General features: G+C 40.5%; 26 protein-coding genes and 1 pseudogene. 16 read left to right on the top strand and 11 right to left on the bottom strand.

What is annotated here, in order from left to right; all coding sequences use genetic code 11:
- Positions 1 to 57 precede the first annotated feature (57 nt).
- Complete coding sequence (gene uxuA / locus Q1B07_RS20050; protein ID WP_299093738.1) at positions 58 to 1,161, top strand: mannonate dehydratase; 1,104 nt, start codon at positions 58 to 60, stop codon at positions 1,159 to 1,161.
- 32 nt (positions 1,162 to 1,193) lie between these two features.
- Complete coding sequence (locus Q1B07_RS20045) at positions 1,194 to 2,210, top strand: zinc-binding alcohol dehydrogenase family protein (protein ID WP_299093740.1); 1,017 nt, start codon at positions 1,194 to 1,196, stop codon at positions 2,208 to 2,210.
- A 311-nt stretch (positions 2,211 to 2,521) separates the two neighbouring features.
- Here the strand turns inward: Q1B07_RS20045 and Q1B07_RS20040 are convergent, their stop codons facing one another.
- Complete coding sequence (locus Q1B07_RS20040; RefSeq protein WP_299093741.1) at positions 2,522 to 3,223, bottom strand: GntR family transcriptional regulator; 702 nt, start codon at positions 3,221 to 3,223, stop codon at positions 2,522 to 2,524.
- 525 nt (positions 3,224 to 3,748) lie between these two features.
- On the opposite strand from Q1B07_RS20040, the gene Q1B07_RS20035 reads away from it, so the two are divergent.
- Positions 3,749 to 5,062, top strand: coding sequence for an Nramp family divalent metal transporter (locus Q1B07_RS20035; protein ID WP_299093743.1), 1,314 nt, complete (start codon positions 3,749 to 3,751; stop codon positions 5,060 to 5,062).
- A gap of 12 nt (positions 5,063 to 5,074) precedes the next feature.
- Positions 5,075 to 5,341: pseudogene (locus Q1B07_RS20030) on the top strand (NAD(P)-dependent oxidoreductase); the annotation flags it as partial.
- Positions 5,342 to 5,351: 10 nt separating this feature from the next.
- Here the strand turns inward: Q1B07_RS20030 and Q1B07_RS20025 are convergent.
- Together Q1B07_RS20025 and Q1B07_RS20020 are read right to left on the bottom strand one after the other, a co-directional pair.
- Complete coding sequence (locus Q1B07_RS20025) at positions 5,352 to 5,960, bottom strand: metallophosphoesterase (protein ID WP_299093771.1); 609 nt, start codon at positions 5,958 to 5,960, stop codon at positions 5,352 to 5,354.
- Positions 5,961 to 5,969: 9 nt separating this feature from the next.
- A complete protein-coding gene (locus Q1B07_RS20020; RefSeq protein ID WP_299093745.1) occupies positions 5,970 to 8,210 on the bottom strand; it encodes a phosphodiester glycosidase family protein in 2,241 nt (746 codons plus the stop codon).
- Positions 8,211 to 8,515: 305 nt separating this feature from the next.
- Here Q1B07_RS20020 and Q1B07_RS20015 point away from each other — a divergent pair, with 305 nt between their 5' ends.
- On the top strand, positions 8,516 to 8,755 hold the full coding sequence (locus tag Q1B07_RS20015; protein ID WP_299093747.1) for a hypothetical protein: 240 nt from the start codon (positions 8,516 to 8,518) through the stop codon (positions 8,753 to 8,755).
- Positions 8,756 to 8,961: 206 nt separating this feature from the next.
- Here Q1B07_RS20015 and Q1B07_RS20010 read toward each other — a convergent pair whose 3' ends face one another.
- The 4 genes from Q1B07_RS20010 to Q1B07_RS19995 form a co-directional block, all read right to left on the bottom strand.
- Positions 8,962 to 9,210, bottom strand: a complete 249-nt coding sequence (locus tag Q1B07_RS20010) for a hypothetical protein (RefSeq protein ID WP_299093748.1) — start codon at positions 9,208 to 9,210, stop codon at positions 8,962 to 8,964.
- Positions 9,211 to 9,362: 152 nt separating this feature from the next.
- Positions 9,363 to 9,503: a YvrJ family protein gene (locus Q1B07_RS20005; RefSeq protein WP_299093750.1), complete on the bottom strand. Its 141-nt coding sequence runs from the start codon at positions 9,501 to 9,503 to the stop codon at positions 9,363 to 9,365.
- A gap of 272 nt (positions 9,504 to 9,775) precedes the next feature.
- Positions 9,776 to 9,994, bottom strand: coding sequence for a DUF2922 domain-containing protein (locus Q1B07_RS20000; RefSeq protein ID WP_299093752.1), 219 nt, complete (start codon positions 9,992 to 9,994; stop codon positions 9,776 to 9,778).
- A 37-nt stretch (positions 9,995 to 10,031) separates the two neighbouring features.
- Positions 10,032 to 10,250, bottom strand: coding sequence for a DUF1659 domain-containing protein (locus tag Q1B07_RS19995; RefSeq protein WP_299093753.1), 219 nt, complete (start codon positions 10,248 to 10,250; stop codon positions 10,032 to 10,034).
- A gap of 233 nt (positions 10,251 to 10,483) precedes the next feature.
- Between Q1B07_RS19995 and Q1B07_RS19990 the strand changes: the two genes are divergently transcribed.
- Positions 10,484 to 10,630, top strand: a complete 147-nt coding sequence (locus Q1B07_RS19990) for a hypothetical protein (protein WP_299093754.1) — start codon at positions 10,484 to 10,486, stop codon at positions 10,628 to 10,630.
- Between the two features lie 125 nt (positions 10,631 to 10,755).
- Here the strand turns inward: Q1B07_RS19990 and Q1B07_RS19985 are convergent, their stop codons facing one another.
- On the bottom strand, positions 10,756 to 11,775 hold the full coding sequence (locus tag Q1B07_RS19985; protein WP_299093755.1) for a LacI family DNA-binding transcriptional regulator: 1,020 nt from the start codon (positions 11,773 to 11,775) through the stop codon (positions 10,756 to 10,758).
- Positions 11,776 to 12,183: 408 nt separating this feature from the next.
- On the opposite strand from Q1B07_RS19985, the gene Q1B07_RS19980 reads away from it, so the two are divergent.
- From Q1B07_RS19980 to Q1B07_RS19950, 7 genes are all read left to right on the top strand, one after another.
- The gene (locus Q1B07_RS19980) at positions 12,184 to 13,497 is read left to right on the top strand and encodes an extracellular solute-binding protein (RefSeq protein WP_299093773.1); all 1,314 of its coding nucleotides are present in this window, start codon (positions 12,184 to 12,186) and stop codon (positions 13,495 to 13,497) included.
- Positions 13,497 to 14,378 (top strand): carbohydrate ABC transporter permease, encoded by an 882-nt coding sequence (locus Q1B07_RS19975; protein WP_299093756.1) that lies wholly within the window; start codon positions 13,497 to 13,499, stop codon positions 14,376 to 14,378. The genes Q1B07_RS19980 and Q1B07_RS19975 overlap by 1 nt, the downstream gene beginning before the upstream one ends.
- A complete protein-coding gene (locus Q1B07_RS19970) occupies positions 14,365 to 15,195 on the top strand; it encodes a carbohydrate ABC transporter permease (RefSeq protein WP_299093757.1) in 831 nt (276 codons plus the stop codon). The genes Q1B07_RS19975 and Q1B07_RS19970 overlap by 14 nt, the downstream gene beginning before the upstream one ends.
- Positions 15,196 to 15,213: 18 nt before the next feature.
- Positions 15,214 to 16,821, top strand: a complete 1,608-nt coding sequence (locus Q1B07_RS19965; protein WP_299093758.1) for an alpha-glucosidase — start codon at positions 15,214 to 15,216, stop codon at positions 16,819 to 16,821.
- Between the two features lie 8 nt (positions 16,822 to 16,829).
- A complete protein-coding gene (locus tag Q1B07_RS19960) occupies positions 16,830 to 17,762 on the top strand; it encodes a DUF1861 family protein (protein WP_299093775.1) in 933 nt (310 codons plus the stop codon).
- 10 nt (positions 17,763 to 17,772) lie between these two features.
- Positions 17,773 to 18,831, top strand: a complete 1,059-nt coding sequence (locus Q1B07_RS19955; RefSeq protein ID WP_299093759.1) for a glycoside hydrolase family 130 protein — start codon at positions 17,773 to 17,775, stop codon at positions 18,829 to 18,831.
- A gap of 133 nt (positions 18,832 to 18,964) precedes the next feature.
- Positions 18,965 to 19,495 carry an AAA family ATPase gene (locus Q1B07_RS19950; RefSeq protein ID WP_299093760.1) on the top strand — a complete coding sequence of 177 codons (531 nt, stop codon included), beginning with the start codon at positions 18,965 to 18,967 and terminating at the stop codon, positions 19,493 to 19,495.
- A 164-nt stretch (positions 19,496 to 19,659) separates the two neighbouring features.
- On the opposite strand, the gene Q1B07_RS19945 is transcribed toward Q1B07_RS19950, so the two are convergent.
- From Q1B07_RS19945 to Q1B07_RS19935, 3 genes are all read right to left on the bottom strand, one after another.
- Entirely contained in the window at positions 19,660 to 19,878 is a 219-nt protein-coding gene (locus Q1B07_RS19945) for a DUF2922 domain-containing protein (RefSeq protein WP_299093761.1), read from the bottom strand.
- Positions 19,879 to 19,915: 37 nt separating this feature from the next.
- A complete protein-coding gene (locus tag Q1B07_RS19940) occupies positions 19,916 to 20,134 on the bottom strand; it encodes a DUF1659 domain-containing protein (RefSeq protein WP_299093762.1) in 219 nt (72 codons plus the stop codon).
- A gap of 137 nt (positions 20,135 to 20,271) precedes the next feature.
- Positions 20,272 to 23,340 (bottom strand): cell wall-binding repeat-containing protein, encoded by a 3,069-nt coding sequence (locus tag Q1B07_RS19935; RefSeq protein WP_299093764.1) that lies wholly within the window; start codon positions 23,338 to 23,340, stop codon positions 20,272 to 20,274.
- A 233-nt stretch (positions 23,341 to 23,573) separates the two neighbouring features.
- On the opposite strand from Q1B07_RS19935, the gene Q1B07_RS19930 reads away from it, so the two are divergent.
- The 3 genes from Q1B07_RS19930 to Q1B07_RS19920 form a co-directional block, all read left to right on the top strand.
- Positions 23,574 to 24,374 carry a helix-turn-helix domain-containing protein gene (locus Q1B07_RS19930; protein ID WP_299093766.1) on the top strand — a complete coding sequence of 267 codons (801 nt, stop codon included), beginning with the start codon at positions 23,574 to 23,576 and terminating at the stop codon, positions 24,372 to 24,374.
- A 295-nt stretch (positions 24,375 to 24,669) separates the two neighbouring features.
- Positions 24,670 to 24,858, top strand: coding sequence for a hypothetical protein (locus Q1B07_RS19925; protein ID WP_299093767.1), 189 nt, complete (start codon positions 24,670 to 24,672; stop codon positions 24,856 to 24,858).
- Positions 24,859 to 24,976: 118 nt separating this feature from the next.
- A partial coding sequence (locus Q1B07_RS19920; protein ID WP_299093769.1) for a hypothetical protein occupies positions 24,977 to 25,168 on the top strand: 192 nt, incomplete at its 3' end.

The following is a 25,168-nucleotide window of genomic DNA, read 5'->3' as shown; positions in this document are numbered from 1 at the left end:
GTATATTAGTGTGGTAGGCTGTTTCTTTAAGAAGAAATCTGAGGAGGAGTACAAGTAATGAAAATGGTTTTTAGATGGTATGGGGAAAACAATGATACCGTTTCATTGGAACAAATAAAACAAATCCCTGGTACGGAAGGAATCGTCTGGGCCCTTCATGATCTCGCGGCGGGAGAGGTATGGCCGCTCGAACGTATCCAAGAGGTAAAAGAGCAAGCTGACCAATACGGCTTACACATTGAGGTGGTAGAAAGCGTCAATGTCCATGAAGACATCAAGCTTGGGCTGCCTAGTCGTGATCAATATATCGAAAACTATAAAAAAACGATTGAAAATCTCGCACAAATTGGGGTAAAGGTGATTTGTTATAACTTTATGCCGGTTTTTGATTGGACACGGACAGACCTGTACAAACCATTAGAGGATGGTTCAACGGCCTTGTTTTATGAAAAGAGCAAGGTCGATCAGATGGATCCATATGAGCTTGTTGAGAAAATAGCCGGCAGTGATGTAACGATGCCGGGCTGGGAGCCAGAGAGATTAAAAAATTTATCAGCATTATTTGATGCCTATAAACATGTGACAGAAGAAGATTTATGGGATAACCTGAAATACTTCTTAGAGCAAATTATTCCCGTTGCAGAAATTCATGATATTAAGATGGCGATTCATCCTGATGATCCGCCATGGCCAGTATTCGGGCTGCCGCGGATTATGACATGCCAGGAAAATTTTCGAAGATTATTAACGCTTGTCGACAGCCCGTCTAATGGGATTACGCTATGCAGCGGATCATTAGGAGCAAACCCTGATAACCATATTGTTAACATGATCAATGAATTTGCCGACCGCATTCCTTTTGCCCATATTCGCAATGTCCGAATCTATGAAAATGGTGATTTTATTGAGACCTCTCACCGCACTCAAGATGGTTCAGTCGATATAACTGGTATTGTTGAGGCTTATCATCAAAATGGGTTTACAGGCTACGCCAGACCAGACCATGGAAGACATATTTGGAATGAAAAATGCCGGCCGGGCTATGGGTTGTATGATCGGGCGCTTGGCATCATGTATCTTTGGGGCTTATGGGATGCGTTTGAGAGAAGAAAACAAAACGAATTGGCGCAGACAACAACAAAGAGCGTAAGTACTATATGAGCAATGTGAAGGAATAGGAAGGATGTAGAATTATGAAAGCAGCTGTCATGACAAAACCTTTCACAATCGAATTTCAAGATGTGGCAAAACCGGAAGTAGGACCAAACGATGTCCTCGTTCACATAAAAGCAGCAGGGATTTGCGGCAGTGATGTTCATTTTTATGATGGATCCAATCCCTATGCCAACTATCCGCAAATCTTTGGCCATGAGTTATCAGGAATTATTGAGGAAATCGGGTCTGAAGTCAAAGATCGGAGAGTGGGGGAGCGGGTTGTCATTGAACCGGCCGTCCCATGTGGTGATTGTTATCCATGCCGAATTGGGAAAACAAATGTATGTGTCAACTTAAGGATGATTGGCTCTGTCAAAAAAGGAGGCTTTGCCGATTATCTTGCTCTGTCGGAAAATCATGTTCATGTAATGCCGGATGACATGAGCTTTGAAGTCGGCGCCTTATGTGAACCCTTTACAATTGGTGCTCAAGCGATCGATCGGGCGAAACTTAAAGATGGGCAAACTGTCACAATCTTAGGCATGGGTCCCATCGGCTTGAACATTTTAGCCCAAATTAAAAGGCAGTATGATGTTACCGTTTATGCTGTTGATGTTGTACCGGAAAGATTAACCCGTGCAAAAGAATATGGTGCTGATGTTGTAGTCAATTCAAAGGAAACAGACGTGATTCAAGCGATTGACGAAATGACAAATGGGGAAGGCTCAAATATTGTAATCGAGTCGGCTGGTATTCCGTTAACGATTGAACAAACCGTGCATCTTGTTAGCGCCGGAGGGAGAATCGTAATTGTTGGATTAACAGGAGAGGAGATCACATTACCCGGCTTATTATTAACGAAAAAAGATATTGAATTACATGGGACAAAGCATAGTGTTAACAAGTATCAGCAGGTGCTGAACTTCTTGCAGAACAACAAGGATATAGCTGAAAATTTTATCAGCAGCGTCTTACCATTTGAACAAATTGAAGAAGCAATTTTAATCGCTAAAAATCACCCAAATACGGTTACGAAGGTGATATTAACTTACTAAAAGATTGCTGGATATGTCCTTCAACCAAGGAATCTTAGTTTGATAGCTTTTGTTATGAAGGGCAGAGCTGAGCTTTGAAGGCTTGAGCCTTGTCTTTCATCACGGGAATGAATTGCCAGATTTGAGCTTGATAGTTTGAATTATGTCCTTCATCCAAAGTATGAAGGACAAAACGGAGACGAACGACTAAATTATTATCCGTCATCCGACGTATGAAGGTTAAAACCAATCTTGCTTGCGATTTGTCTTCTGGAGGTAAGGATAGAATAACAAATAAGCCTATTTCACTGTTTGGTGGAATAGGCTTATTCTTATTTGAAATACTCTGGATACATGTCCATGACCTTTGGTACTTCGTCTTTTTTATGATGAAAATGGTGTCTTACTACTTTTTCTGTTCCCGCCTCATCTTTAGAGGAAATGGCTTGAAGAATATCTTGGTGCTGCTTGATCACATTTGACATATGGTTAGGAGTTTCTAACTCTAAATATCTCATACGGTGTAAATGACCTTTCATTTGGGAAACGGTCGAAAGTAATGTCGGATTATCCAAAAGATCTAAAAACAGTTGATGGAAAGCTTCATCTAATTGCATGAATAGGACATGGTCTTGTTTTAAAGCAGCATGTTGATGTTCTTCAATCAGATGAATCGCTTTTTCATACATTTCTTTATAACGTAAGTCAGCGGGATTCCAGGCTCTCGCTACTGATTTAAACGCACTTATTTCCAAGCTTTCTCTTACAAACTTGGCATCTTCTACTTTTTTCAATGAAATATAAGCAACACGTGCACCTCGCTGGGGAAGAATTTCAAGCAACTCTTCATGTGAGAGCCTTAAAAAAGCCTCTCGAATGGGTGTGCGGCTAACTCCTAGAGTCGTAGCAAGTTCGCTTTCCGATAGCATTTGTCCCGGTTTAAAGTTTAGGTTGATAATTTCCTCCCGGATTTTCTCATAGGCAGCCCTTCCAAGGGTGTTTCTATTTTGAGATGAGAGATGATTAAGACTCATGTTTACACCTTTTTCGTTTTTGATCTTCATATCCTTGTTTAAAATTTTAAGTTTATACATTACATAAGTCAATAGGACTATTAAGGATAAAAACTACTAATATAACAGGAATGGAAGCGTTTAAAAATATGTTAATAAATATTGACGAACAATTTAATTTGTCTTACTATATAAAAGTATTAATATTCAAAAAATTAAACAGAGGGAGGTTACTAATCAAAAGGAAGGAACTTAATTTGTAAGAATCCACTAAGTTTAAGTCACACTAATTATTTTTTTCTTCTTTGATTATTGAAATTCCCTACTACAAAGCAGTAAAAACCGGACTGCAAAGATGTCCTTCCATCATGTTGTTTCAGAATCCATTAAAGCCTATTTGTGGAACCACCCCCCATAAACTTTTTTACTTGGTGACATCAATATCAAAGTGATGCTCGTTAAAAAGCTCAGCTAGCAAGATGATAGGTGTTTTGTTCACTAAAAAAATGAAAGCGAATACATTGTTATTTGAATGGAGGAAGGCCAGTGAAAAACGAATCAAACCTTGCTGAATCTACTGTAACCACCCCTGAGATTAGGGAAAAGAAAAGTAATATCATAACGAAGTTTAAAAGTACGTATGGCCCAGGTATTCTCGCTGTTTTAACGTGGCTTGGTGCAGGGGATTTAGTGACCTCATCGGTAGCAGGAGCGGATTATGGCTATAGTTTAATGTGGATCCTCGCGCTATCCTTATTACTTCGTTATCTCATTGTGAATGTCATTGCTCGGTTTCAACTATGTAATACAGAAGGTTTGACGTTGCTGGAAGGATATGGACGACTCCATCCTTTTTTTGGCTACTTTCTATTTGGCTATGCCTTAATCATGGGACATCTATTTAATTCCTACATGATTAAGGGAGCTGGAGAAGTATTATCGATTTTGCTGCATATCAATCAACCTTTTCTAGGTTCGGTTATTGTTGTTGGATTAGTTTTATTATTAATTGGTCGAAATATTTACAATACAATCGAAAATGTGATGAAGATTATCTTGGCACTAATGACCATTGCTTTCCTCGTTTTAGCCTTTCAATCCACACCGGATGTAGGGCAAATCGTTAAAGGAACGATCGGCTTTAGTATTCCAAGTGATACAGGTGTCCATGGAGCGCTTTTGGTGGCGGTTTCAATTATTGGTGCAGTGGCAGGCTCTATCTCTAACTTTGTGCATCCGTATTTCATGAAAGAGAAAGGATGGGTAAATCCTAATCATTTAAAAGTACAACGAAATGATTTGTTATTTGCGATCGGTGTTTGTATCGTTATAAATTTGGCTATTTGGATTGTAGGGGCGGAAATTTTAAGGCCAAATAATATTCATGTAGAAACCATTACCGATCTGGGGCAGGCTCTTCAACTGTCATTAGGTCAAACAGGCTGGCTGATTTTTTATCTAGGTGTTTTTGCGGTCTTATTTGCTAGTATTGTTGGGAAGTCAACTGGTTATCCGCGGTTAGTCACAGATGCTTATTATGTCATTAATAAAAAGAGACGTGACAAATATGAAGGTCAATATAATAAAGATCCGATGTCGAAGTGGATCATGATTTTTGTCCTCGTGACTCCGATTATTTGGTCCATTCCTGGTATGCCCGGGTTTATTACTCTTACCATTGTGGTGAATGCGTTAAATGTTGTCGGATTTCCGGTCATTGCCATCGGAATGCTGATCCTCTCTAACAAAAAAAGTTTGATGGGGAACTATCGAAACAACTGGTTTGAAAATGTGTGTCTATTTCTATCGTCGGGCTTAGCCATATGGTCAGCCGTACAATTAGCAATCAGCTTTTTCTAAATGAGCTAAGAAGGGAGGAATAAAGATGAGGAAGCCCTCATCCATGCACTAAAAACGGGCCAAATTCTTGCTGCCGGACTGGATGTCTATGTTCAAGAGCCGGTGCAACCAGAAAACCCATTGCTTTCAATGAAAAATGTCGTGACTTTGCCGCATATCGGATCTGCCACCTATGAAACTCGTTTGAAAATGGCCATGTTAGCAGCAACCAATTTAGTTGCCGGATTACAGGGGGAAACTCCACCCAACTTAATTAAAAGTGGAGTAAGGGTTAAGTAGATACGGTCGTTTAGCGATAATAAAAAGGAAGCATCCTGGTCGGTAAAAAGGATGCTTCCTTTTGTTCCTTATAAAAGAGTTTTCCCTCAAGTAAATCCGCCTCTTTTTGATCACTGAGCTGGCTGTTTTTTGTAGGAAGCGGGGAGCGTGTCGGATGGTGGCCGACTACGACAACATTGTTGATTTTCGGATCGGCAGCCGCTTCATCAAGGGATTTTTTCAACTCGATTAATTGATCAAAATCACTTGTGCGCAAGCCTCCTGTTGATGTGTCGAGCAGAATGAACCGTGTTCCTTTATGGTCAAAAGTAAAGCGATTCTTTTCAAATACATTGATAAAATTGTCCAGCGATCCTGATCCCATGATTTCATGGTTACCTGGGATATAATAGATTGGCAGTTTGTCGCCAACCTCTTCAGCTAAAATCTTCTTCGCAAGCTCAAAATCTTCCTTCCAAGCCGTGTCCACCAAGTCTCCGTTAACCACGAGAAAATCAGGGTTTGCTTTGACAATTTGTCGAATTGATTCGCGCGCCATTTGCACCTGCTGGCTATTAGGTGATGCTGCCGTAAACTGGCTGTCAGCTAGAACAGCAAATCTCCAATGGTTTTTAGCAATTTCTCCGTTTTAAATAATCAGTGGATCCGGAGATTCTTGTTGCTCTGGAACTTCAAGAGTTGGCGGTACCTTTACCGTTAGGTCATCAACAATGATTTTTCCTGTATATTGTTTATTTCTATCCGTTTCAACTGGATAAATTCGCCATAGCTTGGCTGGATAGCGAATTCCCGCTGGAACTGAAGTCTCCACGTATTTCCAGCCTGTCCAATTGATCTGGCTCGCCAATGATAACGTATAGCTTGTATTAGCAGCATCCCGAATCGCAGCGCGCAGCCAAGCTCCTTTTCCATCACCATACACCCATAAGCCGATTTTTTGCACTTCACCAGGAAGTTCAAGCATAGGGTTTGCTTGGATATACGCTGCCCGCGTTGCTGTTGTTGTCGAGAAATCATATGAGAGCTGCAGGCCTTGTCCATTTCTTCCGCTAACAGATTCCATTAAAGCCTTTACTGCTGAAGGATAGGTTGTATACGACCAATCAGTTGGATCTTCAAAGTCGTCAGCCATCTTTGTTGAAAGGCCGATTGTGACAGGAAGATAGGTTTTATGTCCTTGTACCGTCACTGTAATGAGAGCTGATTCGCCTTCCGCCTTTGGAACTGCAGTGAAGCTGCCATCACTGTTTTCCGTGATGTCGACAACTGCTTCATCATAGTCCAGCTGAACATCACGTGGCTCAACCGGTGCTGAGTAGCCGTCTTTGTCATAGCCGGTAATGGAGAAGCTTTGTTTTTGCCCCATTTCCAAGCTTAGACGAGACGGAGTTGCTTCAATTTTGGCTAACTCGCCAAGGACGGTGATGTCCATTGTTCCTTTTACCGATTTTGCTTGAGCCTGTACGACCGCAGAACCTGATTTTTTTGCTGCAAAAATGTTGTTGACTTTAAAGGAACCGACATCAGCCGGCAAAGTCTGCCAAGTGATGTTGCCGGTTGCAACCGGGGCGTAATTTTCATTATACCCGGTACCTTTGAAGGTTCTTGATAACCCTGGAAAGACGCGATGACTGTTTTCCAATTCGGAAGCAGCTTCAACTTTAAAGCCCTTCAGATTACTGCTGCCTCGTTTTGCAAAAATGCCAATTCCATTTGGCACTGAACGCTCAGAACCGTCAGATGGTTGATTGACAACCTCTGCAACTGTGGAACCTAGCGGACGAGCCACCATGGTTGTAGAGCCTCCGCCATCTAAATTCAGCACATTGTAGGCGCCGTATTCCTTCATCAGCTCGGCTAATTCTTTATAGGTCATCCCGCGGCTATCAATTTGCCGTCCATCCACCACAACTAAAAACATCTTCTTACCATCTTTAGAAAAGCCAACCGCTGTGCGCGGTGCAGCTGTCGTATCATCTAAGTTTGCTGGAATCTCGCCATTTTCCATCAGCTTGATATTCCCGCCGATTGCAAAGTCCAAAATGCTGTCGCCATCCACTTTAGGGGCGTAATCAACGGTTACACTATCACCAATCGATAAGCCCTCTAACGCTTCGGCCCCTTTTTCTCTGCCGACTAATACAAAGCTGTTTTCGGAAATTTGCCCGCTTCCAGGCTGATTTGATACAGAAAGCACCTTGCCATCCTGAACAACGACTTCATATGTAGCATTTGATGATCTTTGTTTCGTTCCCCATACCGATGTGTATAAGCCAATTCCATCCTTAGGAAGTCCGTACTGATTAAAAGCAGCAAGAGAATGTGTTCCATTTGGAAGAGTAACCTTGCCTTCCAGAAGGAGATTGGCAATCCGGCCAATTCCGCTTTTGTCCACTCCAGCCGTTAACGTATGTGAGCCCTCAGGACCTTTTATCAACTGGCCGCTTTGAATCGCTCCCCCAAGTGGTGCCTTTGTGTTGTTAATATCAAAAAAATCACCGTTTACCCCGGCAATGGCACCTGCATGCTTGGCCATCTCAGACAGGGGTACTGCCGCCGCGATCGAACCAGGATGAAGCAGGTCCAACGAAACGTTTTCATTTTCCAATTCAATTGTCATCATTTCCCCATTTAACCAGCCGCGCGCATCAAACCGCTCAAAACTTGAAAGCTTAATCCCCGGGCCAACCGGTGTCGTTGTTTCATTCGAAACAAGTGTTTTCCCCGCCGGTCCAACAAAGGTGACCGGTTCCGATTTGTTTGATGACGTTGACCTCGCCTGTGCAACAGAGGATGCCTCATTCTCAGCCTGCACGCTCATTGGAACAGCCAGCATAAAGGCAAGCAAACCAACTAACCATTTTTGCATTTGTCTCAAACTCCTCTTGTATTTGATATGTAACAGATGAATAGAATTCCAACTACTAGACTAGGAAACTCCATTTTTAACATTAGCAAATAATTGTAAAATCCTTTTTAAGGAAAGGTAATTTTGTTTAGGAAGAAAGGAGGATAAACGTTTACATAATTCGGGGGTGGTAACACCGAAATTTGTCGAAGGTTGTTAGGTTATTTGTTTTGATAGGACATGGTAGAATAGTAGTGCAGCTGAATATTGTGAGGGTGGTTGGTTGTCAGTCTTCTTTCTTTTTTTAAGGAAAGGAGGTGATAATCATGGAGACATTTCTTGAATTTCTACGTGAAGTTTTGAAAGGTATTGTGCGTGAAGTAAGTGCTTATTTCTTTCGGAAGAACGTATTAGAAAACGAGAAAACCACCCGCGCCGTCACAAGCAAAAGGGTGGTTCTCAAAGAAAATAATTTTTTGACAACCACCACCCTGACGGTAGAGGCTGTAAAGAGAAGTGTTCGCGCACTTCTCTTTTTTATTATATTCTTATTATACACGATATAAACCTTAATATGAAGCGGATGCCTGAAGTGATTGTCAATTTCTTTTGAAAAACGATATAAAGAAGAAATTCCCTGCACTGTCGCAAGCAAAAGGGGGTTCTCAAAAAAATATATAAATTTTTACAGCCTCCGCCTAAACGGTAGAGGTTGGCGAGTGTTCCCGCACGTATATAATATAAAACTGGGAGCGGCAGGAGTATACAAAAATTAGGAAGAATAAGCCTGCAAATATAGCTCTTTAAGTGCTTTTCTAGCAGCTCCTCTTACCGTATGGTCCGTCGCTTCTGCAAAGTAATCCTTATAAGGAGGTTCCTCCTGGCAAATCGTCGCAACCGCACGGCAGTGATCATGATACTGAATCGTTTCCAGCTCGATTTCATCCCCGTATTCATTAACCTGCTGTGAAACCTTGCGGGAAATATAGCTTTGTGGAAGGTAATCTTCTCTGTAGCTCATGAAATCGCCTCCTGAAATGGTTCATTTTACCTATTATTATAAACGATTATATTGTAAATCAATGTAAAAGTTTGGCTAAATATATGTAAATTGGAGGGGCGCAAAGTAATAGTAGCTGTGAACTTTAATGCGCCCCTTTACATAAGTTCACGTTACAGCTTTTGCAACTGAGAAGGAAGCATCTGGATCGACTGATTCAAAGTATCCAGCTTGCTTTCAATCCTATTCAATAAATACAAGGTTACGATAATAGGAAAGCCAACTTCGCTAATAACAGATAACCACTGTTCCATGTCTTTCACCTCTTTTTTAAGTAGTATAGTAGCTGGGTATCGCTGAAAAATGGCGGTAAGTCGCTGAAAAAAGAGTCTAAAAAGGATCCGCCGAAAAGTACCGGCAAGTCATAGATGAAATTGGGATTTCGCTAATAAAATTGGAAAAACGCGGAAAAAATTGGAATTCCGCTGATATAATCGAGAATTCGCCGATAAATGATCCTTCATCCAAATGATCAACGTAAGAAAGACAGGGCTGACTCCAACCAACCTGCCAGCCCTTACCCCACTTATGCAAGCGGAATATCTGTCACATTACGATCAATGATTCTAGCACCTTTTTTAGCAACAAAGTCCCCATCTGTTGAGATAAGAATATTAGCGGCTAAAATTTGATCCATCGCCGCGTTTAGCGCAGTTTGATCAATGGGTTCGACTGGTGAATCAATGCTGATTTTCACTGTTTTCCCGGCTGTATTTAAAAATTGCAGCTCAAGTGTTTTCTCCATGTCCTTACCTCCTTTCTATCGTTTTTTACTAAAAACCTTACGCCGTGATTTGGTTCGTGTCGTTACGCTCAACGTATAATAGAGTTTCAGTTTGTAAGCTTACAATTGCTTGTGCAACTTGAAGCAATTGGTCAGGTGTCGCTGAGGTTTTGATATTGTTGTAGTTTTTGCGTTTCGTCTTCACTTTTCCGTTCTCGTCTAAGCCCATGTCGAACACAAGGCTTAATTGGGAATCTAGTAATGCTGCAACCGCCATGCTCGATCACCTCCTTTCACCCTTTATATATAGGGAAGAGGAGTGCATAGTAGCGTGTAATTTAAAATTTTTTTGATTGGTGTAAATATAAGAAGTATGGTGCACGCGAATTTTGTCGAAGGAGGGAAGTAATATAATTAGAAAAACGCTAGAATAGACTTGACTTGCAGCTGAATATTGTGAGGGTGGTTGGTTGTCAGTCTTCTTTCTGTAAAGGAAAGGAGGTGATAATCATGGAGACATTTCTTGAATTTCTACGAGAAGCTCTGAAGGGAATTGTACGTGAGATAAGTGCTGATTTCTTTCGGAAAAACGTATTAGAAAACAAGGAAACCACCCCGCGCCGTCACAAGCATAAGGGTGGTTCTCAAGATAAATAAGTTTTGACAACCACCACCCTGACGGTAGAGGCTGTAGGAGAAGTGTTCCAGCACTTCTCTTTTTAATTATATTCCCATCATACACGAAATAAACCATATATTAAACATGTTTGTTTTCCTGCATATCAATTTGTTGGAGCCGGACCAGTTGATGCCCGTTTAATTAACGTAGTAGGTAAGAGTATTTCCTGACAGACAGCGTCTTTGTTGCTGATTCGCCAGATTAGGCGGTCAACTGCTTTTTTTCCATAGAGCTTTAGATCAATATCCATTGTTGTGATTTTTGGAGTGGAGAGCTGGGAAAGTTGTCCATTGTCAAAATTGCAAACCGAGACTTGCTCAGGAATTTTGAAGCCTGATTGCTGGAGGTAGGAGCTGACCAGGAAACCAAATCCATCATTTACACAAAACCAGGCAGTGGGCTTTTTCGGTAACCGTTCAATTGCCCCGAAGATCTCGTTCTCTTCTTCTTTGACATTCGAGAGAATATAAGTTGGATTGACCTCTATTCCAAATTGATGGAAAGCTAAAAGATAGCCTTCTAATCTCTCATAATAGCTAGGTGAAAAGGAAGCATTTCCGACATATCCAATTTCTTTATGGCCTAACTGAATAAGATGCTCTACCGCTGTATAAGCACCAAAACGATTATTTGTCAGGATGGCATCTGCTTTAATATGCGGATGGTGATGGTCAATTAAGACGGTTGGGATGCCGGTTGAGATAATTTCGTTAATATACTCTGTACTTAAATGCGATAGAATGAGGATGCCGTCAACAGAATGATGTTGAACAAATGCCGGTAATTGAAGATTGTTGATGGCATGCTGGCTAATGGGCTGGATTTGTAAGGTAAATCCACGCTTTGAAAGTTCCTTTTCCACACTTAAATAAATTTCGCCAAAAAAGTTTTTTAGGGAAAAGGCAAATTCGGAAGCAATGAGTGCGATATTTCGCTTCGCATCGCTTTGCTTTGCTTGTTTTCGCACCGGGGAATATTCGTACCCCAGTTCTGCTGCTGCAGCTTCCACCAGTCTCCTTGTTTCTTCGCTTACCCCAGGTTTTCCAGATAAAGCTTGTGACACGGAATTTTTCGATATTTGTAATCGATCCGCGATATCCTGCATCGAAATCTTTTTTGCCATAGGAACGAACAACCTTTCAATGAATGTAATAGGATCATCTATTTAAGGGAATTTTATACTTAATATATTGACGGACATTACAACAATAATTGTAACGTTACAAAATAACTATAATACATGATATTTCAAATTGCAAACCTTTCCACATCATGATTTTATTTTATGTTAAGTGGTTGACTAATGATAAAAACGGTGTAATAATGTTGTCTGTAAGGTTACAAAATAAATTTTGAACATTTTGTAATTGTTTGTAACTAATTTTGTAATTTAAAAGTGAGTTTTGTACTGCTATATTCAATTATACTATTTTTTTCAGAGAGTTTGATAACGCTCTCAAACTATTTGTACAAAACTTTTACGTTTGTCTGCCTTAATAAATGAAATGGGGGTATTAAGATGAAGGGTAAAATGAAAAAAGGCGCATCATTATTATTTGCTGCAACAATGGCCGTATCCGCTCTATCCGGTTGTGCGAATAAAGGTACAGAGCAGGGGGCTGAAAAAGAGGGTGTAACAACGATTGAATTCTGGGCAGCGCCAAACCCGGCTCAGCAAGTATATTGGGAAGAGGCAGCAAAGGAATTCGAAAAGGAAAACCCTGATATTAAAGTTAATGTAAGTGCGATTAAAGAAAGCCCGTCATCGGAAGCGAGTATTCAATCTGCTATAGCAGGTAAAAGTGCACCGACGATGTCAGAAAATATAAATCGCGGCTTTGCTGCTCAGCTTGCAGACAGTAAAGCCCTCGTACCGCTTAATGAACTAGAGGGATGGGATGAGATTGTTTCTGCACGACAAATGACAAAAACGGTTAAAGGCTGGGAGTTTGCAGATGGCAATCAGTATGTTCTGCCAATTTACTCAAATCCAATGCTGTTTGGATGGAGACTTGATATTTTAAAAGAGTTAGGTGTAAATGAACCGCCTAAAACTTATAGTGAGATGCTAGAAGTGGCGAAGAAGCTGAAGGAAAAATATCCGGACAAATATGTATGGGCAAAAGCGGACTTAGCTGACCCAACTGCATGGAAGAGATGGTTTGACTTCTTTATGCTTTATGATGCTTCTTCTAATGGAAATAACTTTATCGAAGGAAACGAATTTGTCGCTGATGATGAAGCGGGAATTAAAGTTTTAACCTTATTAGATGAGTTAAGAAAAGCGGATGCACTATTAGCAAAGCAAGTAACAGATCCATTTGAAACTGGGTTAGGTATTTTCACTGATATCGGTCCGTGGACATTCAGCTACTGGGCTGAGAAATTCCCCGAAATGAAATATGGTGAAACCTTTACACTTGCACCTCCTCCTGTTCCAGATGGAGTATCGACTGAAAATGTCAAAACATTTGCCGATACGAAAGGGTTAGTAATTTACGCATCTGCTACGGATGAAGAAAAGAAAGCGGCAATGGAATTTATTAAATGGGTTTATTCAAATCCAGAGAATGATCTAAAGTGGCTGGAAAAAACAAATCTGCCGCCAGCACGTGATGACTTAGCAACAAATGAAGCATTTACTGCGTTCTTTGAAAAAAATCCAGTATTACAGCCATATGCAAATGCTGTGCCAAATGCAATTCCGTCGATTGATAATGCAAAATACAATGAACTTCAAACCTATATTGGACAATATGCTGTAAACCCTGTAGTGAAAGGGGAAGTAGACCCTGAAAAAGGCTGGAATGAGATGAAAAAGGCAATTGAGGGGGATCTCAAGTAATGAGAACGAAAAAGAGTAATGGATTGGGCTGGCTATTTGCCAGTCCTTACCTTATCTATGCAATTATCTTCTTTGCGATTCCACTTGTGTGGTCTTTGTATTTATCAGCAACAGATTGGAATTTAATATCACCTGAATATAACTTTGAAGGCATCGCTAACTATATTGAAGCCTTTAAGTCACCAGGAGTTCAAGCTGCTTTCTTTGTCACCTTTAAATTTATGGCTGTATTTGTACCGCTGGTTATTGTCTCATCCATGATCGTTGCGGCAATCATTCATGGACTGCCTAAATTTAAAGGTCTTTTTTTAATCGGATTTTTCCTTCCGTATTTAGCTTCTGGAGTCGTTTCTTCATTGATCGTAAAAGGTCTCCTTTCCTATAATAGTCCACTCAATACATTCTTACGAGCAAATTTCGGACTAGATATCGATTGGTTAGGGTCCCCGTTTTCGGCTCTATGTGTGGTAGCGGTCATTATTGCCTGGAAATTCACAGGCTATTACGCATTGATTTTAACATCTGGCTTTGAAAGCATTAATACGGAAATTTACGAAGCAGCCGCAATTGATGGTGTTACACCTTGGCAGCGCTTCTGGAAGATTACACTTCCTTTACTCTATCCAGCGATTTATACAGTGTTAATCCTATCGATTGGTGTGACATTTGGGATTTTCACGGAGGTCTATCAATTAACAGGTGGAGGACCAAATTTCGCAACCAATACATGGCAAATGGAAATTTTCACACAGGCCTTTAAGAATCTTCAGGCTGGATATGCGTCAGCAGTTGCGATTGTGGCATCGGTTGTTACGTTTATTTCGATTTTTGTTATCAGAAAACTATTAGAATTGTGGGGGAAACGCAATGGTTGGGTCTAATAAAAGAGGATTACTCCTTCGCTATATCGTTGCGATGATTTTATTGATCATAATGGTGTTTCCGTATCTTTATATGGTCTTAAATTCGTTTGCAGCGTGGGATCAGGTTGATAAAAGATTGATTCCGACTGAATTTACGTTCCGGTCATATGCATGGTTATTTGGCGGCGGTGATGTTGCGATTCCAAGACCATGGATACAAGCGTTTTTTAACAGTGTGATTGTATCGGCAGGCTCTACTGTGCTTATGATGATTACCGGGGTTATGGTTGCCTATGCGTTAGCCAAAATGAACTTTAAAGGCCGGGAAACCGTTAATAATCTGATTTTGTTTCAAATGTTTTTCCCAGCGATCATTTTATTAGTGCCTACGTTTTTAATTATTCAAAATGTCGGTCTCTATGATACGTACTGGGCAATGATTATTCCAAAAGCGATGAGTTTATGGGCTGTGTTTATGTACACAAACTTCTTTAGAGCGATCCCGGATACCTTTATCGAAGCTGCAAAATTGGACGGGGCTTCCAATCTGCAAATTATGTTTAAGGTCGTTCTGCCAATGTCAAAATCAATTACGGCGGTCATTTTCTTATTCCTGTTCATGGAAAGATGGACAGAATTATTATGGGATATGCTCGTTGTTCGAAGTGACAGTATGCTCACGTTAAATGTGCTTTTATCACAGATGTTTGGTCCGTATGGCGGCTATCCAGGTCCAATGTATGCAGCCTCTGTGTTGTTAACATTGCCGATTATTATTCTGTTCCTATTCTTTGCGAAGAAATTCCAAGAAGGAATGCAGTTTACCCTTAAATAAGCATTTGTGGAGGAAGTTATGAAGCGTTGGTGGGAAAAAGCTGTTTTCTATGAAGTGTATATGCCAAGCTTTGCTGATGGAAACAAGGATGGCATTGGCGATTTTAAAGGGCTTACGGAGAAGCTGGATTACTTTATGAATCTTGGCGTCGATTGTTTGTGGCTGACACCTTTTTATTCGTCTCCTAAAGTCGATAATGGCTATGACATTTCTGATTATTATCAGATTGATCACGATTATGGCACTATGGCTGACTTTATTGAAGAGGCGCATAAACGAAAAATCAAGGTCATTGCCGACCTTGTGCTAAATCACACATCATCGGAACATGCCTGGTTTAAGGAAGCGATTTCTAATCCAAATCATCCGAAAAGAGATTGGTATATTTGGAAGGATCCAATCAACGGTGAGCCGCCAAATAACTGGGAATCCTTTTTTGGCGGCTCAGCATGGGAGTTTGATAAAAAGTCAGGCCAATATTATTATCATGCATTTGCCAAGGAACAGGTCGATCTTAACTGGGCAAATCCGGAAGTAAAGCAGGCCATGTTTGAGATGATGGCTTTTTGGCTGGACAAAGGAATCGATGGATTTCGACTTGATGTGATCAATTTTTTAAAGGTGAATAACACGTTTGAACATAATCCAGTAGATGAAAACAATCAGCAAATCCATCAATATGATAAAGATCAAGTTGGAATTCTTGAGGTCATGGAAGAGATATCCTCCTTTGTTCATCAGTTTCCGGATAAGGTTTTAGTGGGAGAGGTCGGTTCAGAAGAAGTAGATGTGCTATCTGCTTATAGCGGGAAAAATAAATTAGATATCGTGTTTAATTTTAATCTTGGAAGTATTCCAGCATTTGATGTGGATGCGATCTTTGAACAATTAACGAAAATGGAAGAGATTCATACGGAAGATCAACTTCCAACCCTGTTTTTCAGCAGCCATGATATGCCGCGGCATATTTCCCGCTTTGGTGAAGAAGGGCTGGAAGAAGAACGTGCGAAGCTGCTTGCAACACTGATCCTAACGGCAAAAGGTGTACCTTTTCTCTATTATGGTGATGAAATTGGCATGCGTGATTTGATTCATGATGACATCGTCTTTATGAAGGATATTCAAGGAGTCACAGCTTTTGAGCTTGCGATTCAAGCGGGAAAAACCGAGGAAGAAGCATTAACCATTGCCAATGAAAAAAGCCGGGATAAAGCAAGATCGCCTATGCAATGGGATGAGTCGGAAAACAGCGGGTTTTCAACAGCGGAACCATGGATTTCCTTCCCAACTAAACGTGAAGGAATCAATGTGAGGCAACAGCTTGCCCAAAGTGATTCCATTCTTTCTTATTATAAAAAGCTCCTAGAACTAAGAAGAAATCATCCTGCTTTGCATCATGGAGATTATCAGCTGCTTGAAAAAAACGGGGATATGATCTACTTCATTAAAGCTGCTGAGGGTGAAAGAGTGATGGTCCTACTTAACTTTGGCAGGGAAAAAGTTTTATTACCGCCAGAAGCTCGTGTAGAAGCAGATATTTTACTTTCGTATAAACAGGAAAAGTTGGCTGCGACAATTGAACCGGGAGCCGCGTTCATTTTATGCCTAAAGGGGGATAAACGATGAGTAAATTAATGAAAACAGATGTAAAAACTTGTGAAACCTTATTGCAGGAATTTTTACAGAAGGCTCAGCCGAGTCATGCTGAAAAGATCATTTTTAAAGGTGTTGGGGAAAAAGACGTCTATAATATTACCGCTCCATTTGAAGATGAAGGTGAGCTAGTCATTGCCGGAAGAGTGGAATCACGGGACAGTGAGCATTCTGAGGTTTATTTCTTTATTGAGAAAAATGGAGAATGGGTTCCTAGAGAGGGGGCTCCAGTGTTTAAGCTGCAAGATCCTTTTTTTACAAAAATAGCAGGAGAGCTTGTGCTTGGGGGAGTGGAAATATTCCCGCATCCAACGCTTGAAAATGCGTTAGGCTGGCGCACGGTTTTTTTCAAGGGCGATAAGATAGCCAGTTTAACAGAATTTGCGAAGGGTCCTGATGGAATGAAGGATTTACGTTTAATTGAACTAAAGGATGGTTCGATTGGCATGTTAACGAGGCCGCAGGGAGAAAAAGGCGGAAGAGGAAAGATCGGCTTTAAACGACTGCCTTCTTTAAAATACGTCACAATTGAAGAAATTGAAAACACGCCGTTATTGGAAAATCAATTTATTGATGAAGAATGGGGCGGAGCAAATGAAGCTCACCTGTTAGCAAATGGACGGATCGGTGTGCTAGGTCATATCGCGAATTTTGATAAAGAAGGAAATCGTCATTATTATCCAATGGTGTTCGCGATTGATCCTGAAACCGGTGACTATTCAGACATAGAGTTCATTGCAACACGAGCAAATTTCCTTGATGGTCCATCAAAGCGTCCGGATTTAGTGGATGTCGTCTTTAGTGGAGGCTTGGTCCGCAAGTCAGACGGAACAGCTGATTTATATGCAGGGATTAGTGATGCAGACGCACAAAAAATCACTATCGCAGACCCATTTTTACAATATGAAAACTAAGGAGTAAATCATGAATATCTATCGTTATGAACAAAACCCATTACTAACACCAAATGATGTACCGCCATACCACGAAGGCTTTGAAGTGATCGGTGCCTTCAATGCTGGAATTGCGAAATTTCAGGACGAAGTGATTATGCTGCTACGTGTAGCGGAAAGACCGATCAGTGCAGATCCAAATGTCGTAAAAGCACCTGTTTATAATCCGTCAACTAATAAGTTGGACATCTATGAATTTCGTAAGGATGATCCGGATTATGATCTATCCGATCCGCGTGTCATTAGGGAATCATCAAAGCAAAAATGGTCATATTTAACATCCCTTTCCTACTTGCGGATTGCACGAAGCAAAGATGGCCGCCATTTTACAGTGGATGAAAAACCGTTTGTTTACCCATCAAATGAGCTTGAAACGTTTGGAATTGAAGATCCTCGTATTACCCAAATCGATGATACGTACTACATCTACTTTAGTGCAGCATCACCAATGGGTGTAGGCGAATCAATGGTTTCAACAAAGGACTTTGAAACGATCGAGCAGCATGGGATGATTTTTGCCCCAGAAAACAAGGATGTCTTAATCTTCCCAGAAAAAATAAATGGGAAATACTATGCGCTTCATCGCCCGGTACCAAACAGCAATGGGTCTCCGGAAATTTGGATAGCTGAATCTAGCAATCTTTTATATTGGGGAAACCATAAGCACCTGATTGGGCTAAGAGCTGGAAAATGGGATGATGGCCGAATTGGCGGTGGAGCTGTGCCGTTTAAAACAGATAAAGGCTGGTTAGAGCTTTATCATGGGGCAAGCATGGATCACCGTTATTGCATGGGAGCAGTATTATTAGATTTGAATGATCCGACAAAGGTCATTGCCCGCTCAGAGCATCCATTAGTTGAACCGGAAGCTCCATATGAGAAGGAAGGATTCTTTGGCGATGTTGTCTTCTCATGCGGTGTCCTTGTAGAAGGCGATGTTGTTAAAATGTATTACGGAGTTGCTGATACCTCAATGGCATGTGCAGAGCTAAGTCTTCAGGAAATCCTTGATTCATTAACCTATTTTTAAGGGGAAGATGGCCAAAACAGAGTAAGATCGGTTTTGGCTTTTGTTTTATAAGAATCGTAGGATACTATACTATTAGAGGATGGGAGAAAATTAGCATTACCAGTAGGTTTGAAAAGAAAGGGGTTGAATAGAAATGAGTAATCATAATACCATCTATATCATTTCCGGTCCTTGTGGAGTGGGCAAATCGACTGTTTCAAAGGAAGTTGCCCGTATGATTGATCGAGGTGTATTAATTGAGGGAGATTTACTCAATGCAATGATTGTTGGTGATTCAGAGCTGTCCTGGGAAGAGCGCTTGGAAATCAATTGGAACAACATTCTTTCCTTGACGAGAAACGTCATTTTGCATGACTACAATGTCGTGATTGATTATGTAGTGGAAACAGAATTAGAATGGTTTTGTCAGCAGGTTTCAGATCTGAATGTGCAGATCAAATATGTCGTATTAACGGCAAATGAAACCAAATTACGTGAGCGACTTCATCAGCGGGGAGACTCATACTTAATTGAACGATCTTTATTCTTACACAATGAATTTGAAACATCTAGCTTACATCGGTTGTATCTATTAGAGACAACTGACAAAGAACCCTTAGAGGTGGCTCGAGAAATTTTAGGTAACGTATCGATATTGGAAAACACAAGACCATCTAATGAGTAGTTGTACTCACCCTTTCTATGTACCATGTAGAAAGGGGCTTTTTTACACTCACATATAATTAGGGTTCGCCGATAAACCGGAAAAACCTCCGATAAAACAAAACATCATTTCCTCAAACTAATAAACGTAACAGGGCTGACAGCAATCTGTCAGCCCCAACCCGCTTACCCGAGCGAAATATCCGTCACATTACGATCAATGATTCTAGCACCCTTCTTAGCCACAAAGTCCCCATCTGTTGAGGTGAAAATATTAGCGGCTAAAATTTGATCCATTGCTGCGTTTAGTGCAGCTTGGTCAACGGGCTCAATTGGTGAATCAACGCTGATCTTCACTGTTTTCCCGGCTGTATTTAAAAATTGAAGCTCAAGTGTTTTTGCCATGTTTTTTCCTCCTTTCTATCGTTTTCTCTAAAAAAACTTATGCCGTGATTTGGTTCGTGTCGTTACGCTCAACATATAATAGCGTTTCAGTTTGTAAGCTTACAATTGCTTGTGCTGCTTGAAGCAATTGATCAGGTGTTGCTGAGGTTTTGACATTGTTGTAGTTTTTGCGTTTCGTCTTTGCTTTTCCGTTCTCATCCAAGCCCATGTCGAACACAAGGCTTAATTGGGAATCTAGTATAGCTGCAACCGCCATGCTCGATCACCTCCTTTCACCCTTTATATATAGGGAAGGGGGTGGTGGAGTAGCGGTGGTTTGATAGTTTTTGAGAAAAATAAAAAGCAGCGGAAGAAAAACGAGATGTTTTCCTTTCTCTGCTTGCTGCTTAGTGCTTATTCAAATAAAGCGTTAACTGCTTCGTTCGGAAGGGCTTTTTCTCCTCCGATGATGTAATACATAGAAGCGTAATCTGCGTATGCAGAAATTGTATCAATTGTTGTTTGTTTTGCTTCAGCCGGATCTGTTAGGATCATTGGGCTTCCATGCATTGCTGCTAACGCAGAGCCTGCAAGGGCATCTGGGTAATTATTGCCTGTAGCAATGAATGGTGTTGACATGTTCAGCATGTCTGAGAAGTAATCGATGATCATGCTATTTGTTTCATAGCGAGTTTTTCCACTTAGACGTTCATGATTAGGGAAAGTTTTAGCTGCATCATTTGATACTGCTTGTGTTCCGCCAATGACAAACGAAAACTCAATCGTACTTGATTCAACATACTCTTGGACAGAAATCGGTACATCCTCTTTCTTTGTTAATAGAATCGGCATATCCAGAGTAGAGGCGATAGGTGCGATCGATAGTGCATCTGCATATCCTTGGCCGTTTGCCACTACTGCTCCATATACTTCTCCCATTTCTTCTGCAATTTTCACAGAAGTTTCATAGCGGTCTTTTCCGCTGATTCTTGTAATTGTTTCAATGCCAAGACTTTCAAATTCTTCTTCAACGTTTGGTGAGATGACTGATTTTCCGCCGATGATAATCACTTCAGATACGTTTAAACGCTCAAGTTCTTCTTGCACTGCTTCAGGTATTTGGTTTGTATCTGTTAAAAGCAATGGTGCATTGTAACGGTAAGCAAGAGGTGTCGCGCTTAATGCATCCGGGTAATTGTTTCCAGTTGCAAGGACGGCAACCTCAGATTCCTCCCAGCCATTTTTAGAAAGCTCTACAGCTGTTTCATACCGAGTTGCGCCTGAAATGCGCTCCTTTACGATTTCATTTGCTCTGTCAATGGCTAAAATCGCTTCAGGAGCATTTAATCTTCCCCAGCCTGATACATTGTCGTACTCTGTAGACATTACTTCTGCTGGAACGTCAGATTCTTCTTCAGGAAGGTAGACATTCATTGGGTTATCCTGTTCCTCGAATTTAACATTGTCCGCTGATAATGTAAGGATCTTTTCTACTTCCTTCGGTGTTAAATCAGGATTATGGGAAAGAATCAATCCTGCTACTGCGGCAACATGCGGTGCTGCCATCGATGTTCCTGTCGCATACGTGACATTTCCGTCCGGCATTAAGCTTGGAATGTCTGTCCCAGGAGCAACAAGGTCAATACCTGTGCCATAGTTTGAATAATCTGAAACGATGTCCATTTTGTTCGTAGCCCCTACAGCCGTCACATATTGCGAAGAGGCTGGGTAGGAAAGCTCCTCCATTCCATCGTTACCTGATGCTGCCACGACTGTTACGCCATGATCATACGCATATTTCAATGCATATTCCAACATGCGGCTGTAAGTACCGCCAAGACTTAGGTTAATAACTTGAGCGCCTTGATCCACTGCGTAAAGAATACCGTAAGCAATTGATTCGGTATCACCCATTCCGCTAGCATCAAGAACCTTAACCGGAAGAATTTTTGCATGGCTGTTTATTCCGGCCATAGAGTAATGATTGTCAGCTTTCGCTGCGATAATTCCTGACACATGTGTACCGTGTCCATTGTCATCCATAGCGTTGTTGTTATTCGCTACATAGTTGTAGCCTTTATCTTCAAGTACGACTCCATTTAAATCAGCAAGAGTATGATCTACTCCAGTATCGACTACTGCGATGACAGTATCATCAAGCTGTTTATCCTTTAGAAGCCCTTGAAGCTGTTCATATTGAATGTCGGCTCCTTTTTTGCCGCCATCATTGCCGGCATTTTTAAGGGACCACTGGTAAGGATATTGAGTATCCGCTGTTAGGGAACGATACTCTTTAATCGGCTCAACAAACTCAACTTCAGGTAATTTAGAGATCTTTGTCACGGATGCATTAACATCAGAAGCATTGCCGCTCGTTTCTAGTACAAACGTATTCGGAATCGCAGATTGCTTTACATCAAGCTTATCTACTGATTTAATTCCGTATGATTTGATTTTTGATTGGACAGCACTCAATTTTTTGCCTTCTTTAAGTTTTACAATCAATTGGCCGCTGTCGCTTGCTTTAGGCAGGGCAAGTCCTGCTTTTTCCAGAATCGCTTTAACACTGTAGTTCGTTACATTTGAAATGCCGACTTGCTTTCCTGTCTGCTCAACTTGTTCTTTGAGGGAGGCAGGAACAGAATCAAGAACAGTTGTATATAAGCGGTTAATCGCTTCCTGATCTTTAGCTGTAATTTTATAGCTGCTGTTGCTTCCGTTTTTCGCTACATCAGCAAATACTGCCTTCAATTGTACGAGATCTTGATAAACCTGGTCTCGAAGTGATTTATTGAGAAGCAATTCTGCACTAAGGAATGGAGCAACTTTATAGTAAAGGGCAGTTAGTTCCTTCCCTTTATCTGTATTTGCAAGGACATCCTCGCGAATGGTTCTTAAGTTTTGTAACATGGTTTTTCCATATTCTCTTTGCTTTGTACTCAACTCAACAGGACATTCCTCTACAGCAGCTGCGCCATCTGTAGGCGGAAGTTTTACTCCTTCATAGCCGATTGTATAAATAGGAGCCGGAATTTCAATCTCTTCCATTCCTTCTTCTACAGGTATTTCCTCACCTGCAAAATATTCAACCTTTACATAATATGGACCTTCCCAGCCGATTGGAAAATCAATTACAGCTGCCTCGTTTTGGAATGAATATCCCATATAACGATCAATTGCCACATTATTCGCTGCATTTTCTAAACTTGAATACACCGTTATATTCATTTCTTGTTCAGATTGCAGCTGAATACGGTAATGTGTGAAATCTTTAATGTCGTTTTCTTTCAGCTCAATTTTATACCAATGTTCTTGTTCGCTATCATCAAACTGAGCTTCAATTGGTTCAGAGATGGTAAGTAATGTTTCTGCTTCCGGTATATTCGCTGTTTGAGCATTTGTTTGAAAAGGAGTCAGCAGTCCAACAACCAAAGCAAACAACACGGCGAAAATAACCTTAGAACGAATTGAGTGTTTTCTCATGTAGAACCTCCACAAATAGATTGTTGAAAATCTTCCAACCTTCTCTATTAAACCATATTTCTAGTAAATTGGGAATTATTTCTATTATATTACTAAAAAATTTTTTTCTGGAGGAATGGTTCTGAAAAAGCAAAAAAAAATTTCCAGCAGACGCTACTCTACCACCCTTGCACCTATATATGTAAAGTGACAGCGCTAAGAGATGCTGATCTACTAAAAAGGAGCTAGCTAACATGGAAAAGCTAAACTATGAAACAATCCAAAAGCACCAATCATTCAACACAATTGATGAAATGGACCAAGCTGTCCGTGGATTTCTGTATAAGCATAAGGGAGAGTTATCAGAAGGAACGCTTTCTGTTCTTCATGTGATATGGAAGCATTCGGTGAAGGTGATCGGGGTGTCTTATGCAAAATATGAGTACATTGCGGAGCAGATTAAGATGAGCCGGCGGACAGTGATTCGTGCGGTGAATGTGCTGGAAGAGAAGGGATTTATTAAAAAGATCCCAACTGCCAGAATGAATGGCAAGCAGGGGGTCAACCTTTTAGTTATCCAGCCGTTTGCATCGGTTGAGGCTTTAAAACATAACAAGTCACCCCAAGATGTCACTCTACCTGACACTCCTAATAAAACAGAGAACAAGCAAAGCTCACTCTGTGAGAAGAAAAAAGAACCTAATGACGTAAGCAAACCGTCAGAGCCGTCTCTACACCAATTAGATGCAAGCTATCTTCCAGACTCGGTTCATCAAGAATTTATCGAAGCAGCAAAACCCTTTTTCAATGCCATTGAGATTTACGGTCTATGGAAAAGAGTGCTGATCGCCTATAACAAGCTCGACTTGGAAAGAAACATATATGAGGTCATGTATTGTATCGTGGATTCCTTTAAACAAACGGTGTTTGCTAAAAAGCTTGGTAAAATTCATTCAACCTTTGAAGGCTATTTTTACAGGATTGTCTATGCAAATTTGCTTGTGGAGAAACGACGTGAAAATAGGCATAAACTTTACGATTTTATTGGAGATTGAGTAGATAAAATTATGTGCTCGAGAGCGTTTCTATGGACACTCACATGATTTCCGAAGAGTGTGTTGTCCATAAGATATACATATTTTAATAGAAAATAAGTGTATGCAGAAAAAATAAAGTTAAAGCAAAGGAAAAAGACAGAAAGGTTTACATTAACTACTGTTTGCTTAATTATGCTTGTCGCCGCATGCTTAGCGCCTTGCGCTTTTGTTGTTGTAATTTAAAGAGTAATTGTTAAAAAAAGTAAAAATAAATGTTATGATAAATAATAAGTTATATGATGGAGGTGTTAGTGTGATTTGGTTATATATGTTGATACCTGTCGTTATTATAGGTGGTATTGCTGTTTATTTTGAAAGAAAATCTGGAATGACTCCACCCGATGAAACTATACAAGATGAAAAGCTAGGGGAAATTTTAAATCAAAATGGCATCAATTCTAATGGAATACATGATGGAACAAATGGTACAGGAACATATTGAAATTCACAGATGCTTTCATTTAATATTAAGACCTTCAGCAAGAATTGTCTCAAGAAACAAGAAAGTTGATATTACAAGTTCAAGAATAAATGGCTTCATCCTTTTATAGGGGGTCCATATGAAATTAGACCATAAAAAGAGAAAAATACAACAAAAATATAGAGAAAGCATGCAACAAAAGAAAGCATCAAAAAAACATACTTTAGAAGCGATTTTTATTATAGCCTTTTTTATAATATCAGAATTTATATGTTGCCCCTTTTTTGTAATATCAGAATTTATATGTTGCCCCTTTTTTGCGATTGCGAGA

It is taken from the genome of uncultured Metabacillus sp. (assembly GCF_947503125.1).
GTDB lineage: Bacteria > Bacillota > Bacilli > Bacillales > Bacillaceae > Metabacillus.
The sequence above is the reverse complement of the archived record's forward strand: the minus strand, read 5'-3'. Positions and strand labels throughout refer to the sequence as shown.